The following is an 18,562-nucleotide window of genomic DNA, read 5'->3' as shown; positions in this document are numbered from 1 at the left end:
GGCTGACAAGGGGAAATTTAAAATAACTTCCCGAGTGCGTATTTTTTCACCAAAAATAACTAAAGTGCCAGTTTTTCGAGCGTTTTGAAGCCATAACGTTGCAGCACGGGCAATAATTGTTCGGCTTCTGTCGTCATTGCCATACAGAATGCGACATTCTCATCGGTTGATTTCGCGTCCGGTGCTTCATGCTCTAATAACCAGGCCGTGCGACGTGCAATCGCGGCACCCGAATCCACCAGTCGCGTTCCCTCGGGCAGGACCTGTAAAAGCTCTTCCTGTAATAGAGGAAAATGGGTGCAGCCCAGCACCACCGTGTCGGGTGGTTCCGACATCCGCAGCCACGGACGTAGAATGCGACGCAACTCCTCCAGAGAGACCTTTTCGCCGTGCAGCTTCGCTTCCGCCAGTTCCACCAGCTCGGCGGAACCCAACATCGCAATCTGACATTCGTTAGCAAACCGTGCAATCAACTCATGGGTATACGAGCGCTTCACCGTCGCACGTGTAGCCAGCAGTCCCACAACGCCATTCGCCGTGAGTCGCGCCGCCGGTTTAATAGCAGGAACGACGCCCACAACCGGGAAGGCAAATTTCTCTCGTAACGCAGGAAGCGACACGGTGCTTGCAGTATTACACGCGATGACCGCAAGAGAGAGGGGATAGCGCTGCTGGACCGCAGTCACAATCTCAACAACACGCTCGACGATAAATTCCTCGCTCTTCTCACCATAAGGAAAGGCGACGTTATCAAAAGCGTATATATAGTGGAGATCCGGCAGGAGACTGCGGATCTCATTGTAGACCGACAACCCACCGACGCCGGAATCAAACACCAGCACGGTGGGACGTGGATCAGAAGGTGTAGCTGCCAGACAAGGTGTATTCCCGCCCTGCAGTTGCGTAGCCATAAACTGTCTCGTAATCTTTATCGAACAGGTTGGCGATTTTACCACGAACAGTCAGCTGTGAGGTGATTGGATATGCCACTGTCAGATCCCACAAGCTTACTCCACCCATTTTTACCGGTTGATTGGTGACGAAGTCCTTGTCGTATCGCGTTCCTAAATACTGATACGTTAAACCCCAGTCAAAATCGTAAACCTGCCAGTCAAGCTGATACTTCACCTGCTGCTTTGAACGACGCGCCAGCGGTTTATCGGTAATCGCATTACGTGCATCAACGTAATCGTAGCTCAGCGTGTGCGCCAACGGCCCAGTGTCGAAGTTCGCTGTAGCCTCAACACCTTTAATACGTACTTTGCCTTCGTTATAGTATTTTTTGGTGTGGGGGTTGTAATCGATCATGTTATCGATATCGTTGCGATACCCTGACAAACGCCAGTTCACATCCGCCGTTAGCCCTTCAAATGCCCCTTCCCACTGTTTGCTCTCTTCAGGATCCAGATGGGAATTTCCGTACATGCCATACAGTTGTCCCAGATTAGGTGCCTTGTAAGAGGTGCCGTAGGAGGCAATAAAACGATAGCCTTCGACAAACTCCCAGCCAGCGCTGGTTTGCCATGTGCCATGACGACCAAATTGGGAATTGTCATCACTGCGCGCCGCGCCTTCGAAAGTGAAATCACCCAATTGCTGTAATCCCGTCAAGTAGAGACCGGTATTCCGCTGGTCGTAACCGTCCGTGACATACCCGGTGCCAGGCTCCGTAGTTTGCTTTTGCCAGTCTACGCCAGCGCCCACGTTACCGTGACCAACCACCATGCTGTTTGACCACTGCACATTATATTGCTTCATCTCATCCAGCGTGGCCGAGGAGTCATAGCGGCCATAATCCGGATCATAGTTGTAGTCTTTACTGTGGCTATAGCTGGAAACCAGCTGCGACTGGATCAACTCACCATTGAATCGCAGTCCGGCATCCCAGCTTTGGCTATAGAGTTTCCGGGTATCCACTAACGGCGTCCCCGGATAATAACCCGAGTCATAATCTGTTCGGTTATCATAACCGTAACCGCGAACAAACCCGCTCCAGGTGTCAGAGAAGTTGTGTTCCAGCGCGCCATACAGCGTCTTACTTAAGAAGCCGTCTTTGTCGGGCTGGGCCTGCGTACCGGTACTACCGTAAGCCACGACATCAAAGCCTTTGGTATAGGCATAATCGCCCATCAACGTGACGCGCGTATTTTCGCCAAGCTGTTGTTGGGTTGAGACATCGTAATTCTGGTAGCCATTGCTTCCCACGCCAGCGGTCAGTTCCGTCCCCGGCTTTTCGCGCGTGGTAATGATATTCACCACGCCGCCAATCGCATCAGAACCATAAATAGCCGAACGCGGTCCACGAATGTACTCAATACGTTGTACCAACGATACCGGGAACTGGCTAAGATCGGCTGCGCCGCTAACCCCTGCCAGGTTAAGCCGCACACCGTCAATCAGCACCAGAACATGGCTGGCGTTGGTGCCGCGAATAGAAATAGACGAATTTTGTCCCATACCACCGTATTGGGCGATATCCACGCCTGGCAGGCGACGAAGCACATCATTCACGGAGGTGGATTGCCAGCGATCGATATCCTGACGCGTAACAACGGTGATAGGAGCAAGTACTGCGCTACGAGGCTGCTGAAAACGGTTGGCAGTGACGACGAGAGTATCTGGGCTAGCATCCTGCGCCCAACCAGAAAATGCCGTGACGGAAAGTGCCGTCCACAGCAACGATTTTTTAATCATTGTAAAGCATCCACAATATAAGAAGGATGCCGCAGGTCCCACCGATAGTACGCGATGATGAAAACCAGATGCGACGTTAGCCGGCAGGTCTTCGGGCTTGGAGGCGACTTAAAGAGACGATGACTTCCCACGGCAAGCCGCAGTGTCTGCACCAGGTGCGCTCATCTCCCACCTTCCTTACCGCTGCGCGTCAGCTCCAGATTCACACTGGATTCCCTTTTAACTCACAGGACCGGAAAACGGATGCTACAGTTTGTTACAACCGACTGTCCAGACCACGCATCACAATATCGGAAATCATCAATGACTGGACATCTGTTGAGCAATCCCTACAATCCCCGCGTACTTTTATTTTTCAGGACGCATCATGACCCCCGAACATCTTCCGACAGAACAGTACGACGCGCAGTTAGCTGAAAAAGTGGTGCGTCTGCAGAGCTTAATGACACCGTTTTATGCACAGGCTCCGGAAGTGTTTCGCTCACCGGTCAGTCACTACCGTATGCGCGCCGAATTCCGGCTGTGGCATGACGGTGATGACCTGTACCACATCATGTTCGATCAACAGACGAAAAGCCGTATTCGCGTCGACAGCTTCCCGGCGGCCAGCGAGCTTATCAACACGCTGATGACGGCAATGATTGAAGGGGTACGCGATAACCATGTCCTACGCCACAAACTGTTCCAGATTGATTACCTCACCACCCTGAGCGATCAAGCGGTGGTCTCGATGCTGTACCATAAAAAGCTGGATGACGAATGGCGTCAGGAAGCCGAAGCGCTACGGGACGCGCTGCGTGCGCAAAACCTGAACGTGCATCTGATTGGCCGGGCCACCAAAACCAAAATCGAGCTGGACCAGGACTATATTGACGAACGCTTGCCAGTCGCGGGGAAAGAGATCATCTATCGCCAGGTTGAGAACAGCTTCACCCAGCCGAATGCCGCGATGAATATTCAGATGCTGGAATGGGCGATTGATGTCACCAAAGGTTCTAAGGGCGACCTGCTTGAGCTGTACTGCGGTAATGGCAACTTCTCATTAGCCCTCGCGCAAAACTTCAACCGCGTGCTGGCGACTGAAATCGCCAAACCATCCGTGGCGGCTGCCCAGTACAACATTGCGGCTAACCATATTGATAACGTACAAATTATCCGCATGGCGGCAGAAGAGTTTACTCAGGCGATGAATGGGGTTCGCGAGTTCAACCGTTTGCAGGGGATCGATCTGAAGAGCTACCAGTGTGAAACCATTTTCGTTGACCCGCCGCGTAGCGGTCTGGACAGCGAAACGGAGAAAATGGTACAGGCGTATCCGCGGATTCTGTACATATCCTGCAACCCGGAAACGCTGTGTAAGAATCTGGAAACGTTAAGCCAGACGCACAATGTTTCACGTCTGGCTCTGTTCGATCAGTTCCCGTATACGCACCATATGGAGTGTGGCGTGTTACTGACCGCGAAGTAAGTGATGTCCTGACCGGGCTTGCCCGGCCTACAAATATTATTCCGCAATTTCCTGCTTACGGTTACGCACTTTAAAGCCGATCCAGAACACCAGAATCACCGACAGTACCGCCGGGAAGAAGTTAGAACCAATATCCGGATATTCAGCGCGTACCACGGTGCTGTACAACAGAACGCCGAGAATAAAACAGGCGGCGGCCAGGCCTGGTAGCCCCACAGGCATGGTGCGGTTCTGATAGCGTTGATGCAGACAATAAACCGTCAGCACCAACGAAATAATCGGGAATACTGAGAATGGCACAATGGAGCTAAACAGCGCCGCAAATGTACCATTGATCGATAAGCCAGCAACCAGCGCCAGCAGCAGCGTACCTTTATCTTGACCTGACTGTTTCATTGCTCGTCCTTCTCGTTACTCGGAGTGGTGCGTCATCTTCTCTTGTTCACGGCGGTACCAATAAAATGCGCCTTTCGCGATCATGCGTAGTTGCAATACCAGCCGCTCTTCCAGTTGTCGACGCTGTTCAGCGCCAACATCCAGTGCTTCTGCCCCGGCGCTGAACACAATCGTTACCATGGCTTCGGCCTGCGCTTCAGTAAACGCACGAGGCATATGGTTTTCGAGTTCCAGATAGTCCGCAAGTTCCGCAATGAAGTGCTGAATTTCACGTGCGACCGCTGCACGAAACGCTGCGGAGGTTCCCGAACGCTCGCGCAATAATAAACGGAAGGCGTTGGGATTGTTGCCGATGAACTCCATAAATGTTGAGACCGAGGTACGGATCACACTCCCGCCTTTGGCGATACGCTGACGCGCCTGACGCATCAACTGACGCAGCATCAGACCACTTTCGTCCACCATCGTCAGCCCGAGCTCATCCACATCGCGGAAATGGCGATAAAACGAGGTTGGCGCAATGCCCGCTTCACGAGCAACTTCTCGTAAACTGAGACTGGCAAAACTACGCTCAGCACTGAGTTGACTAAATGCAGCCTCTACCAGCGAACGCCGGGTTTTCTCTTTTTGTTGCGCTCTAACGCCCATCACGATGTCTGAATCCTTCCACATACCTTGCTGGCACTATACCAGAGATTAGGCTGTTGGCATGGCTTTGTTAATGATTGTTTACGCGCAGTTTGTGCTTCGACTTCGCAAAAAAGCACAACGATAATTGGGTTATCCCGACAACGATGTTACTATTCTGTTGCTTTTATGTATAAGAACAGGTAAGCCTGACCATGTCACATTCCTACGATTACGATGCAATAGTAATAGGTTCCGGTCCCGGCGGCGAAGGCGCTGCAATGGGTCTGGTTAAACAGGGAGCGCGCGTCGCGGTGATTGAGCGCTATCATAACGTCGGCGGAGGCTGTACCCACTGGGGCACCATCCCGTCGAAAGCACTCCGCCACGCCGTCAGCCGCATTATTGAATTCAATCAGAACCCACTTTACAGCGACCATTCCCGACTTCTCCGTTCTTCCTTCGCCGATATTCTCAATCATGCTGATAACGTGATTAATCAGCAAACGCGCATGCGGCAAGGTTTTTACGAGCGTAATCACTGCGAGATTTTGCAGGGAAATGCCCGTTTTGTTGACGAACACACTATCGCCCTGGAATGCCACGACGGCACGGTGGAAACGCTGACCGCGGATAAATTTGTGATCGCCTGCGGTTCACGCCCTTATCGCCCTGTTGACGTCGACTTTTCGCATCCCCGGGTTTATGACAGCGACTCCATCCTGAGCCTACACCACGAACCTCGCCACGTTCTGATTTACGGCGCGGGGGTGATTGGCTGTGAATATGCGTCGATCTTCCGTGGAATGGACGTCAAAGTTGATTTAATCAACACCCGCGATCGTCTGCTGGCGTTCCTTGATCAAGAGATGTCCGACTCGCTCTCTTACCACTTCTGGAATAGCGGTGTGGTTATTCGCCACAATGAAGAGTATGAGAAGATTGAAGGTTGCGATGACGGCGTCATCATGCACCTGAAATCTGGTAAAAAACTGAAGGCTGACTGTCTGCTGTACGCCAATGGCCGCACCGGTAATACCGATTCGCTGGCGCTGGAAAATATTGGTCTGAAAACCGACAGCCGTGGACAGCTCAAAGTAAATAGCATGTACCAGACGGCGCTGCCGCATGTATATGCTGTAGGGGATGTGATCGGCTATCCGAGTCTGGCATCGGCGGCCTACGATCAGGGACGTATTGCCGCCCTGGCACTGGTGAAAGGCGAAGCCACCGCGCATCTGATCGAAGATATCCCAACCGGGATTTATACCATTCCTGAAATCAGCTCCGTTGGTAAAACCGAACAGCAGCTTACGGCGATGAAAGTCCCATACGAAGTCGGCCGCGCCCAGTTTAAACATCTGGCACGTGCGCAAATCGTGGGCATGAGTGTCGGCACGTTGAAGATTCTGTTCCATCGCGAAACCAAAGAGATTCTGGGGATCCACTGCTTTGGGGAACGTGCAGCCGAAATTATTCACATCGGTCAGGCGATAATGGAGCAAAAAGGTGGTGGTAACACCATCGAGTACTTCGTTAACACCACCTTTAACTACCCAACCATGGCGGAAGCCTATCGGGTAGCGGCGCTAAATGGCTTAAACCGCCTGTTTTAACACACTGTCGAAATGGCCATCCATTGATCCACGGATGGCCTCTGCCAGCTGTTCATAACGGCTGCGCAGCGGCGAACCTGGACGATACACCAGGCCAATCGTACGGCGCGGTTCTGGCTTAATGCATGGCAGATAGACAACACCATCACGCTTACGCTCCGACGGAACAGCCAGCGCAGGCAGTAACGTAATACCGCTACCTGCCGCCACCATATTGCGCAGCGTTTCCAGACTGGTTGCCCGGAAATGGGTATCTTCATCCGCACCGGCTTCAAAGCAGAAGCCCATGGCCTGATCGCGCAGGCAGTGGCCATCTTCCAGCATCAACAGTTTTTCACCCGCCAGATCGGACATCGGTACACAGTCACGGTTTGCCCACGGATGATCTTCATAGATCGCCAGCATCATAGGCTCATCAAATAACGGAACTTCGATGAATGCCTCACTCTCTTTCACCAGCGCCAGAATGACGCAGTCGAGCTTACCGCTATCCAGTTGCGCCAACAGCTGATGCGTCTGCGCCTCATGCAGATACATTTCCAGTTTTGGGAAGGTCTGGTGCAACATAGGAATGATATGCGGCAGTAGGTATGGCCCCACCGTTGGGATCAAACCAATATGCAGCGGGCCAGACATCGTCTCGCCTTGTTGGCTTGCCATCTCCTTGAGCACTTTGACCTCGCGCAGCACGGTGCGCGCCTGATCCACCAGCAGCAGACCTGCCTGAGTGAACAGCACCTTACGACTCGTACGCTCCAGCAGCATGACGCCCAGCTCATCTTCCAGCTTACGGATCTGTCCGCTCAGCGTTGGCTGGCTCACGTGGCAGGAGTCTGCCGCCCGTCGGAAGTGACGATGTTCGGCAAGCGCCACCAGGTATTCAAGATCACGAATATTCATTATTCATCCTCCATCGCCACGATAGTTCGTAGCGATAGGTAGCATAGCAACGAACGATTATCCCTATCAAGCTTTCTGTTTAATAATGCACCACAGAAACGGAACGGTACCCCTTTAACCCTTGAAGCTACTGTCCGTTTAGAGAGTTTCTCTCATACTCGAAATAACTAAAGCCAACGTGAACTTTTGCGGACCTTGCGTCCGCATTTTTTTTGCATAAAAAAGCCCGGCGTGATGCCAGGCTCTGATCACTGTTTGCCTGATGGCGCTATGCTTATCAGGCCTACAAAGACAAAAGTTACGCCAGACGCGCCTTCGCGTAATCAATCGCTTGCGCAACCTGCTGCGGCGACACGCCGCCTTTCGCCGCACGTTTGTCCAGACACGATTGTAGAGAAAGGATCGGATAAACGTCATCGCCAATAACCGGACTGAACTTCTGTAAGTCGGTCAACGACAACGCTTCCAGAGGTTTGCCCTGGCGAATCGCCTCAACCACCGTCTCGCCCACAATGTGGTGCGCTTCGCGGAACGGAACACCTTTCGCTACCAGATAATCCGCCAACTCAGTGGCGTTGGCATAACCCTGCTGCGCCGCTTCCTGACAACGCGGACGTTTCACCTGAATGCCATCCAGCACCAGCGCGGCCATATGCAGACAATCCAGCCAAGTGTCGAGCGCATCGAACAGCCCTTCTTTGTCTTCCTGCATATCTTTGTTATACGCCAGCGGTAGGCCTTTTAAGGTCATCATCATCCCGGTCAACGCTCCCTGCACGCGACCGCATTTACCACGGATTAATTCCAACGCATCCGGGTTTTTCTTCTGCGGCATCAGGGATGAACCAGAGGTCACTCGATCGGACAGCTCGACAAAGCCCGCTTCACCGGTATTAAAGAAAATCAGGTCTTCAGCAAAACGCGACAGGTGCACCATGCCGATAGAGGCGTCGGAGAGTAACTCCAGCACGTGGTCACGATCGGAAACGCTGTCCAGACTGTTGCGCGTTGCCGAAGCAAAGCCCAGCCAGCCAGCCAGTTGTTCGCGATCGATTTCATATGCCGTACCCGCCAGCGCGCCGCAGCCCAGAGGACTGACGTCCAGACGCTTAAGCGCATCCTGCAGACGGCTCTCATCACGCGCCAGCATTTCCACATAGGCCAGGCACCAGTGGGCAAACGTCACCGGCTGCGCACGTTGCAGGTGGGTGTAACCCGGCATCACGGCGTCCTGGTTATTCTCCGCCGTCACCACCAGCGCACTTTGCAACTGACGGTTGGCAGAGAGTAATTCAATAACCGTGTCTTTACACCACAGTTTAAGGTCGGTCGCGACCTGATCATTACGGCTACGCCCGGTATGCAGTTTTTTACCAAGCTGGCCGACTTTATCAATCAGCTTACCTTCCACCCAACTGTGAATATCTTCGGCATCGCTTTGCAGGATCTGTTGCGGATTGGCACGAACCTCTTCCAGCAGCGTGTTCAGCGCCTCTTCCAGTTGCAGCTGTTCATCGGCAGTCAGTACGCCGACCGTTACCAACGCTTTGGACCAGGCCACAGAGCCGACAATATCCTGTTCTGCCAGGCGGTAGTCAAAACGCAACGAGTCGTTGAACTGTTTGAACCGCTGATCTGCTGCCTGTGTAAAACGCCCACCCCAAAGTGCCATAACATGCTTCCTTAAATTCTTTTAATTTCAATGCCGGATGGCGCTACGCTTATCCGGCCTACAGGTTCTGTTCACGTAGGCCCGATAAGGCGTAGCCGCCATCGGGCATACAAATACTTAAGCCAGAATACGGGTACCGATAGGCGTGCCGTTAAACAACGCCGGGAGTTGCTCAGCATGACGCCAGGAGGCGATATCCACCGGGCGGCCCAGCGTGCGTGCGGCATCCAGCGCCGCATTGACCTTCACGATCATGCCATCGGTAATAATCCCCTGGTCGATCAACTGCTCCGCTTTCGCGGCGGTCATTTCGGCAATGCGCTGACCTTTACCATCCAGAATACCACTCACATCAGAGAGCAGGATCAGATCCGCACCCAACGTTGCCGCCAGCGCTGTTGCCGCCTGATCGGCGTTAACGTTCATCAGCAGTCCATCTTCAGTGACGCCAATGGAGCTGACTACCGGCAGAAAGCCGCTTTCCAGCAGCGTGTTAATTAGCTTAGGCGAACCCGGTTGCGCGAGTCCAACATGACCTAGCTCTTTATCGAGCGGCGTCACTTTTACGCTGTCGCCATCGCCAAGATACAGGCCCACAGAGGCGATTTGATGTTTTTTCGCCCAGGCCAGTAAGGTTTTATTCGCCGTACCCGCCAGGGCGCCAGTGATAATGTCTATCTGATCGGCAGGGGTGACGCGCAGACCGTTTTTCTTTTTCACCGGCAGATTCAACTGCTTCATTAGTTCATCAACCACGCAGCCGCCGCCGTGCACAATAATCAGCGGACGCTGATGCGACTCACGATAATTCACCAGGGCGGTAAACAGTCGCTCCAGCGCCTCTTCGCTATCAAGTAAAACACCGCCCAGCTTGATAATTAATGGATTCATTGTTGCACCCTTAAATAAGAGACTGCGTTTCAGCAAAGCCGAAACGGATATTTGCGCACTGCATCGCCTGTGCCGCCGCGCCTTTTAATAAGTTATCTTCGGTCGCCACCACGATCAGGTGCTCTCCCTGCACGGCGAACCCAATATCACAAAACGGTAAGCCCACCACATTCTTCAGGGCCGGAACGCCTTTATCGTACAGGCGTACCAGTGGTTTATCACCATACGCTTGTTGCAGTGTCTGGGCCACCTGCGCATGGGTTACGCCCGCTTTCAGACGGCAGGTGATCGTTTCCAGAATTCCGCGCGGGAAGTTCCCCAGATGCGGGGTGAAGATCACTTCCGCGCCGAGGTGAGTTGCGATTTCCGGCTGATGACGATGGGTAAACACGCCATAGGGCTGCAGGCTCACTTCGCAAAAGCTGTTCGAGATAGCCGCTTTACGGCCTGCCCCGCTGACGCCGCTGGTAGCGTTAATCACCGGCCACTGGCTGAGATCCAGCAGCCCAGCGTCAATCAGAGGTTTCAGCGACAATTGCGCCGCCGTCGGATAACAACCTGGTACGGCAACCAGATTTGCTTCTTTCAGTTGCTCTGCGTTCCACTCCGCCAGCCCGTACACCGCCTGCTCCAGCAGGTCGGGGTGCTGATGGGTAAAGCCATAATATTTTTCATAGAACGCGCCATCGTTAACACGAAACGCGCCTGAAAGATCAAACACCACACATCCGGCCTGCAGAAACTGCGGGGCCAGATCATGACTGACCTCATGCGCTGTGGCGAGGAACACAACGTCCACCCCTGCGCTAAACTCGCTGATATCCGACATTGGCTGCAACGGTAAATCAACAATGCCTTTCAACTGCGGATGCAAATCGGAGATGAGTTTTCCTGCATCATTGCTTTGCGCTGAGACGGTCAAAGCGGTTATGTTCATATCAGGATGGCGATTTACATAGGTCACAAGCTCTGCGCCGGCATAGCCACTGGCGCCCACAATCAGCGTATTCAACATCGGGGCTGCTCACCTTCTTAGATTCTGTTGCCAGGTATAAGCCTTTATCACCTCACCTTACACTTGGTGGGTTTTATTACGCTCAACGTTAATGTATTTTTATTCATAAATACTGCATGAATATTGATACTATCATGACCCGAGGTGTGTCAACAATGAAAAACAATTTACCGCCATTTATCGAGATTTACCGCGCTCTGATTGCCACGCCATCGATTAGCGCCACCGAAGAAGCACTGGATCAAAGCAATGCAGGTTTAATCACTCTGCTGGCGGACTGGTTCAAAGATTTAGGCTTCAATGTAGAGGTTCAGCCGGTTCCCGACACGCGAAATAAATTCAATATGCTGGCGAGCATTGGACAAGGGGCTGGCGGTCTGTTGTTAGCGGGTCATACCGATACCGTGCCGTTTGACGACGGACGCTGGACGCGCGATCCGTTCACCCTGACCGAGCATGATAATAAGCTCTACGGTTTGGGTACGGCAGATATGAAGGGCTTCTTCGCGTTTATCCTCGACGCGCTGCGTGACGTGGACGTAACGAAGCTGAAAAAGCCCCTCTACATTTTGGCCACTGCCGACGAAGAGACCAGCATGGCGGGAGCGCGCTACTTCTCTGAGACCACCGCTCTGCGCCCGGACTGCGCGATCATTGGCGAACCTACCTCCCTACAACCGGTGCGTGCGCACAAAGGGCATATCTCTAATGCAATTCGCATTTTGGGGCAGTCGGGTCACTCAAGCGATCCAGCGCGTGGCGTCAATGCGATTGAACTGATGCATGATGCCATCGGCCATATCATGACTCTGCGCGATGACCTGAAAGAACGCTATCACCATGACGCTTTTACCGTTCCGTACCCGACGTTAAATTTGGGTCATATCCACGGTGGCGACGCCGCCAACCGAATCTGCGCCTGCTGCGAGCTGCATATGGATATTCGCCCGCTGCCCGGCATGACGCTCAACGATCTTAATGGTTTACTTAACGATGCGCTGGCCCCTGTCAGCGAGCGTTGGCCGGGTCGCCTGACGGTGTCGGAACTGCATCCGCCTATTCCTGGCTATGAGTGTCCGCCAGACCATCAGTTGGTTGAAGTCGTCGAAAAACTGCTGGGAGCGCAAACGGAAGTGGTGAACTACTGCACTGAAGCGCCGTTTATCCAGATGCTTTGCCCGACGCTGGTGTTGGGCCCAGGCTCCATTAATCAGGCACATCAGCCAGATGAATACCTGGAAACACGCTTCATTAAGCCAACTCGCGAATTGATCACCCAGGTTGTGCATCATTTCTGCTGGCATTAATCGTTTATAACCTTGCTCATCCTTCAGCGGCGAGCAAGGTCATTTATTAACATTTTCATAAGCACAGCTTATTTGATTCGATGTGAATTAAATAACGTAAATTCCCGCCATTTTTTCGTTTGCTGAACCGATTTCGCAGCAATTGACGTCACGAGTTTTACGTGGCTTTATAAAAGACGGCAAAAAAATTAAGTCCGAAAAATTTCACGTTGCAGCAGTGTTGACGGCGGCGCGAAAGATACAGGACATTTACAAAAGAGATGGGGTGTCTGGGTAAATATGAACGAACAATATTCCGCGTTGCGTAGTAATGTCAGTATGCTCGGCAAAGTGCTGGGAGAGACCATTAAGGATGCGCTGGGAGAGCACATTCTTGATCGCGTAGAAACAATCCGTAAGCTGTCCAAATCATCCCGCGCTGGCAATGAAGTCAATCGCCAGGAGCTACTTACGACGCTGCAAAACCTGTCTAACGACGAACTGCTGCCGGTTGCCCGTGCGTTTAGCCAGTTCCTGAACCTGGCCAACACCGCCGAGCAATACCACAGCATTTCGCCCAAAGGCGAAGCAGCCAGCAACCCGGAAGTGATTGCTCGCACTCTGCGTAAACTGAAAGACCAGCCCAACCTCGATGAAGCCACCATCAAAAAAGCCGTGGAGTCACTCTCCCTGGAGCTGGTTCTGACTGCCCACCCGACAGAAATCACCCGTCGTACGTTGATCCATAAAATGGGTGAAGTTAACGCCTGTCTCAAACAGCTTGATAACAAAGATCTCGTCGATTATGAACGCCATCAACTGATGCGCCGTCTGCGCCAGTTGATTGCCCAGTCCTGGCATACGGATGAGATCCGCAAGATACGCCCAAGCCCGGTCGATGAAGCCAAATGGGGCTTCGCCGTGGTCGAAAACAGCCTGTGGGAAGGCGTGCCGAACTATCTGCGCGAACTGAACGAACAGTTAGAAGAGAATCTGGGTTATAAGCTGCCCGTTGATTTTGTTCCGGTTCGCTTTACCTCCTGGATGGGCGGCGACCGTGACGGCAACCCGAACGTGACGGCGGATATCACCCGTCACGTGCTATTGCTCAGCCGTTGGAAAGCCACCGACCTGTTCCTGAAAGACATTCAGTTTCTGATCTCTGAACTGTCGATGGTGGATGCCACGCCGGAACTGCTGGCGCTGGTAGGTGAAGAAGGCGCAGCAGAACCATACCGTTATCTGATGAAAACCCTGCGTTCACGTCTGATGGCAACTCAAGCCTGGCTGGAAGCCCGTCTGAAAGGCGAGAAATTACCGAAACCTGCCGGCCTTCTCACCCAAAACGAACAGCTCTGGGATCCGCTGTACGCGTGTTATCAGTCTCTGCAAGCCTGTGGCATGGGCATCATCGCCAATGGCGAACTGCTCGACACCTTGCGCCGCGTGAAATGTTTCGGCGTGCCGCTGGTACGTATTGATATTCGTCAGGAAAGTACCCGTCACACTGAAGCGCTGGGCGAACTGACCCGGTATCTGGGCATTGGCGACTACGAAAACTGGTCAGAAGCGGATAAACAGGCTTTCTTGATCCGCGAACTGAACTCCAAGCGTCCGCTTCTGCCACGTAACTGGGAACCAAGCAATGATACCCGCGAAGTGCTCGACACCTGCCGCGTCATTGCCGAAGCTCCGTATGGCTCCATTGCCGCCTATGTTATCTCGATGGCGAAAACGCCGTCCGATGTATTGGCCGTACATCTGCTGTTGAAAGAAGCCGGGATCGGTTTTGCTATGCCGGTTGCGCCGCTGTTTGAAACGCTGGACGACCTCAACAATGCTGATGACGTCATGTCCCAGCTCTTGAATATCGACTGGTACCGCGGCTTTATTCAGGGCAAACAAATGGTCATGATTGGCTACTCTGATTCCGCAAAAGACGCGGGCGTGATGGCGGCCTCCTGGGCGCAATATCAGGCCCAGGACGCGCTGATCAAAACCTGCGAAAAAGCCGGCATCGAGCTGACGCTGTTCCACGGTCGCGGTGGTTCCATTGGCCGCGGCGGCGCGCCTGCGCATGCCGCACTGCTTTCTCAACCGCCAGGCAGCCTGAAAGGTGGCCTACGCGTGACGGAACAAGGGGAGATGATCCGCTTTAAGTACGGCCTGCCGGAAGTCACCATCAGCAGCCTGTCGCTTTATACCGCAGCCATCCTGGAGGCCAACCTGTTACCGCCACCAGAGCCGAAAGATAACTGGCGCCATATCATGGATGAGCTTTCTGATATCTCGTGTGAGCTCTACCGTGGATATGTACGTGAAAACAAAGACTTCGTCCCTTACTTCCGCTCCGCAACACCAGAGCAGGAACTGGGTAAATTGCCGCTCGGCTCACGTCCGGCAAAACGCCGCCCGACTGGTGGGGTAGAGTCTCTGCGCGCCATTCCGTGGATCTTTGCCTGGACGCAAAACCGCCTGATGCTCCCGGCATGGCTGGGTGCTGGCACCGCGCTGCAAAAAGTGGTGGAAGACGGTAAGCAAAGCGAACTCGAAGCAATGTGCCGCGACTGGCCATTCTTCTCCACACGCCTTGGCATGCTGGAAATGGTTTTCGCTAAAGCAGACCTGTGGCTGGCTGAATACTACGATCAACGTCTGGTCAAAAAAGAGTTGTGGCCGCTCGGCGAAGAACTGCGTCAGCGCCTGGAAGCAGATATCGACGTCGTGCTGGCGATTGCCAATGATTCACATCTGATGGCCGACCTGCCGTGGATTGCCGAATCTATCCAGTTAAGGAATGTTTATACCGATCCGCTGAACGTTTTACAGGCAGAGCTGTTACATCGCTCGCGCCTGGCGGAAGAGCAAGGCAATGCGCCAGATCCACGCGTTGAACAAGCGCTGATGGTAACTATCGCTGGTGTTGCCGCCGGTATGCGTAACACAGGCTAACGTCCCCTCCCGTCGCCTTCGTGCTATTGCGTGAAGGCGACATCAAAAATCGCTGTTATAACTGCTTCATTTTCAATATATTCCCGCCTGTATATATTCACTCAATGAATATATAAACAACAGAACACGATACTAACATCGTGATGCTTCACTTCCTCTTAAGGTTTAGCCGCTACTCTTGGCGCTACGATTAAAGACAGGCTCACACTATGCAATCCTTACAACCCCAGTCTAAACCTGCATTTAGCTGGAAAGCCCTGGGTTGGGCGCTCCTCTATTTTTGGTTTTTTTCCTCATTACTGCAGGCCGTTATCTATTTTAGCGGCTACAGCGGATCTACCGGTTTACGCGACTCCTTGCTATTCAGTTCGCTATGGCTGATCCCTGTATTCCTGTTTCCAAACCGTATCCGCGCGATCGCTGCCGTTATTGGCGTCATGCTATGGGCGGCCTCGCTGGCGGCTCTGAGCTATTACGTCATTTATGGACAAGAGTTCTCGCAAAGCGTTCTGTACGTAATGTTTGAAACCAATGCGAACGAAGCCAGCGAATATCTGAGCCAATATTTCAGCCTGAAAATTGTGTTAATCGCGCTGGCGTATACGGCAATGGCGATTCTGCTGTGGACGCGTCTGCGCCCTGTTCATATTCCATCGCCCTGGCGCTATCTGGTGTCTTTCGCACTGTTATATGGCTTGATTCTGCACCCAATGGCGGTTAACACGTTCATCAAACATAAACCGTTTGAAAAAACGCTGGATGGTCTCGCTTCGCGGATGGAGCCCGCCGCACCGTGGCAATTTATCTCCGGTTATTATCAGTATCGCCAGCAGTTAACCGCACTGAATAGCCTGCTGAATGAAAACAATGCCCTGCCGCCGCTGGCCAACTTTAAGGACCATTCCGGTGACGCACCACGTACATTAGTGCTGGTAATTGGTGAGTCAACGCAGCGTGGTCGAATGAGCCTGTACGGTTACCCACGCGAAACAACGCCGGAACTGGATGCGCTGCATAAAACCGATCCTAACTTCACCGTTTTCAATAATGTCGTGACCTCACGTCCGTATACCATTGAAATCCTGCAGCAGGCGCTGACCTTTGCCAACGAGAAGAACCCGGATCTGTATCTGACCCAGCCATCCCTGATGAACATGATGAAACAGGCGGGTTATAAAACATTCTGGATCACCAATCAGCAGACAATGACTGCCCGCAACACCATGCTGACGGTGTTCTCTAAGCAGACAGATAAGCAGTTCTATATGAACCAGCAGCGTACGCAAAGTGCGCGCGAATATGACAGCAATGTGCTGGCGCCATTTAAAGAAGTCCTGGCCGACCCGGCACCGAAAAAATTCATCATCGTTCACCTGCTGGGTACCCATATTAAGTACAAATTCCGTTATCCGGATGGTCAGGGCAAGTTCGACAACAATATCGACAACGTTCCCGCTGGTTTGGGTAATGATGAGCTGGAAGCCTACAACGATTACGACAGCGCGAATGTCTACAATGACCACATCATTGCCAGCCTGATCAAAGACTACAAAGCGACCGATCCGAACGGTTTCCTGCTGTACTTCTCCGATCATGGTGAAGAGGTGTACGACACGCCACCGCATAAAACGCAGGGCCGTAATGAAGACAATCCGACACGCCATATGTATACGGTGCCGTTCTTATTATGGACCTCGGAAAAATGGCAGGCCGCGCATCCTCGGGACTTCTCGCAGGATGTGAATCGTAAATACAGCAGCTCAGAGCTAATCCATACCTGGTCTGATTTAGCAGGCTTCACTTACGATGGCTTCGATCCAACGCGTTCCATTACCAGCCCGCAGTTCAAAGAGACGACTCGCTGGATTGGCAATCCATACAAGAAGAATGCCCTGATTGATTACGATACCTTGCCTTACGGCGATCAAATCGGTAATCAATAATCCCACACAGGCCACTCTTTAAGAGTGGCCTTTTTTTATAATGGCGGTTACTGTTCTCCCTGTCTGCTGCCTGCAAGGGATTAACATGTATCACGACATCAGCCATCTTCTCGCCCGCCTGATTAACGGCCCCACACCGCTGCGCCAGATTTATTTTGCCAGTACCAGTAGCTCAACGCCGGAACTGGCATATCAGGTTGATTTTCCCCGGCTGGAGATTGTGCTGGAAGGTGAGTTCACCGATAACGGCGTTGCAGGTGCTCCCGCGACGTTACTCCCTTGCGATGTGCTGTTCGTGCCGGCTAGCGGCTGGAACTTCCCCCAGTGGCGCACACCGGTGACCACACTCAGCATCCTGTTTGGCAAACAGCAATTGGGTTTCAGCATCGTCCAGTGGGACGGTAAGCAATATCAAAATGTTACCCGCCAGCACGTCGCGCGGCGTGGGCCACGCATTGGCTCTTTCCTGCTGCAAACGCTCAATGAAATGCAGATGCAACCACAGGAGCAGCAAACCGCCAGGTTAATCGTCGCGAGTTTACTCAGCCACTGCCGCGATCTGCTCGGCAGCCAGATCCAGACCGCGTCACGCAGTCAGGCGCTGTTCGAAGCCATTCGCGACTATATTGATGAACGCTACGCTTCGCCGCTCACCCGAGAGTCCGTCGCGCAGGCGTTTTACATTTCTCCCAATTACCTCTCCCATCTGTTTCAAAAAACGGGCGCCATCGGGTTTAACGAATACCTGAACCACACACGTCTGGAACACGCGAAGACGTTACTGAAAGGTTATGAGCTGAAGATTAAAGAAGTGGCGCACACCTGCGGGTTTGTTGACAGCAATTACTTCTGCCGCCTGTTTCGCAAGAATACCGAACGTTCGCCCTCAGAATATCGCCGGCAATATCACAGCCAGTTGACGGAGAAAGCGATCCGCCAGCAATAAAGAAGATAAAAACAACATTAACTGGATTTTTGTAATATCAAAAGCTAACTCACCATCCCCATCACCGCAACAAACCCTATCCGTAGCTGACATGTGAAGTAAATCTCACTTTTATAGATACATTACATTTATCCAGCTTTTGACAGATTTGTCAGA

The 18,562-nt window shown here is 52.7% G+C and carries 14 protein-coding genes and 1 riboswitch; of the genes, 6 read left to right on the top strand and 8 right to left on the bottom strand.

Annotation, left to right across the window (positions count from 1 at the left end; genetic code table 11):
• Positions 1 to 59 precede the first annotated feature (59 nt).
• Together murI and btuB are read right to left on the bottom strand one after the other, a co-directional pair.
• A complete protein-coding gene (gene murI / locus FDW92_RS20110) occupies positions 60 to 911 on the bottom strand; it encodes a glutamate racemase (RefSeq protein WP_042313333.1) in 852 nt (283 codons plus the stop codon).
• Positions 856 to 2,694: a TonB-dependent vitamin B12 receptor BtuB gene (gene btuB / locus FDW92_RS20105; protein ID WP_042313335.1), complete on the bottom strand. Its 1,839-nt coding sequence runs from the start codon at positions 2,692 to 2,694 to the stop codon at positions 856 to 858. Before btuB ends, murI begins: the two co-directional genes overlap by 56 nt.
• 64 nt (positions 2,695 to 2,758) lie before the next feature.
• A riboswitch (cobalamin riboswitch) is annotated at positions 2,759 to 2,946 on the bottom strand.
• Between the two features lie 115 nt (positions 2,947 to 3,061).
• Here btuB and trmA point away from each other — a divergent pair.
• Positions 3,062 to 4,162, top strand: coding sequence for a tRNA (uridine(54)-C5)-methyltransferase TrmA (trmA, locus tag FDW92_RS20100; protein WP_042313337.1), 1,101 nt, complete (start codon positions 3,062 to 3,064; stop codon positions 4,160 to 4,162).
• A gap of 36 nt (positions 4,163 to 4,198) precedes the next feature.
• Here the strand turns inward: trmA and FDW92_RS20095 are convergent, their stop codons facing one another.
• On the bottom strand, positions 4,199 to 4,558 hold the full coding sequence (locus tag FDW92_RS20095; RefSeq protein ID WP_003825114.1) for a YijD family membrane protein: 360 nt from the start codon (positions 4,556 to 4,558) through the stop codon (positions 4,199 to 4,201).
• A 15-nt stretch (positions 4,559 to 4,573) separates the two neighbouring features.
• Positions 4,574 to 5,209 (bottom strand): HTH-type transcriptional repressor FabR, encoded by a 636-nt coding sequence (fabR, locus tag FDW92_RS20090; protein ID WP_003028862.1) that lies wholly within the window; start codon positions 5,207 to 5,209, stop codon positions 4,574 to 4,576.
• Between the two features lie 191 nt (positions 5,210 to 5,400).
• Between fabR and sthA the strand changes: the two genes are divergently transcribed.
• Positions 5,401 to 6,801, top strand: coding sequence for a Si-specific NAD(P)(+) transhydrogenase (sthA, locus tag FDW92_RS20085; protein WP_042313339.1), 1,401 nt, complete (start codon positions 5,401 to 5,403; stop codon positions 6,799 to 6,801).
• Here sthA and oxyR read toward each other — a convergent pair.
• The 4 genes from oxyR to argC form a co-directional block, all read right to left on the bottom strand.
• Positions 6,784 to 7,701 (bottom strand): DNA-binding transcriptional regulator OxyR, encoded by a 918-nt coding sequence (gene oxyR / locus FDW92_RS20080; protein ID WP_042313342.1) that lies wholly within the window; start codon positions 7,699 to 7,701, stop codon positions 6,784 to 6,786. The two genes, sthA and oxyR, sit on opposite strands and share 18 nt — an antisense overlap.
• 298 nt (positions 7,702 to 7,999) lie before the next feature.
• Entirely contained in the window at positions 8,000 to 9,373 is a 1,374-nt protein-coding gene (argH, locus tag FDW92_RS20075) for an argininosuccinate lyase (RefSeq protein ID WP_038636075.1), read from the bottom strand.
• Between the two features lie 117 nt (positions 9,374 to 9,490).
• On the bottom strand, positions 9,491 to 10,264 hold the full coding sequence (gene argB, locus FDW92_RS20070; protein ID WP_042313345.1) for an acetylglutamate kinase: 774 nt from the start codon (positions 10,262 to 10,264) through the stop codon (positions 9,491 to 9,493).
• Positions 10,265 to 10,274: 10 nt separating this feature from the next.
• A complete protein-coding gene (argC, locus tag FDW92_RS20065; protein ID WP_042313346.1) occupies positions 10,275 to 11,279 on the bottom strand; it encodes an N-acetyl-gamma-glutamyl-phosphate reductase in 1,005 nt (334 codons plus the stop codon).
• Between the two features lie 155 nt (positions 11,280 to 11,434).
• Here argC and argE point away from each other — a divergent pair, with 155 nt between their 5' ends.
• The 4 genes from argE (at position 11,435) to FDW92_RS20045 (ending at position 18,406) form a co-directional block, all read left to right on the top strand.
• On the top strand, positions 11,435 to 12,586 hold the full coding sequence (gene argE, locus FDW92_RS20060) for an acetylornithine deacetylase (protein WP_042313349.1): 1,152 nt from the start codon (positions 11,435 to 11,437) through the stop codon (positions 12,584 to 12,586).
• Positions 12,587 to 12,865: 279 nt separating this feature from the next.
• Positions 12,866 to 15,517, top strand: coding sequence for a phosphoenolpyruvate carboxylase (gene ppc / locus FDW92_RS20055; protein ID WP_042313352.1), 2,652 nt, complete (start codon positions 12,866 to 12,868; stop codon positions 15,515 to 15,517).
• Positions 15,518 to 15,726: 209 nt separating this feature from the next.
• Positions 15,727 to 17,460: a phosphoethanolamine transferase CptA gene (locus tag FDW92_RS20050; RefSeq protein ID WP_042313354.1), complete on the top strand. Its 1,734-nt coding sequence runs from the start codon at positions 15,727 to 15,729 to the stop codon at positions 17,458 to 17,460.
• Between the two features lie 85 nt (positions 17,461 to 17,545).
• Positions 17,546 to 18,406 carry an AraC family transcriptional regulator gene (locus FDW92_RS20045; protein ID WP_042313356.1) on the top strand — a complete coding sequence of 287 codons (861 nt, stop codon included), beginning with the start codon at positions 17,546 to 17,548 and terminating at the stop codon, positions 18,404 to 18,406.
• Positions 18,407 to 18,562 lie beyond the last annotated feature (156 nt).

The organism is Citrobacter sp. wls706 (genome assembly GCF_005281305.1).
Classification (GTDB): Bacteria; Pseudomonadota; Gammaproteobacteria; order Enterobacterales; family Enterobacteriaceae; genus Citrobacter; species Citrobacter werkmanii.
This window is presented reverse-complemented; position numbering and strand designations above follow the sequence as displayed.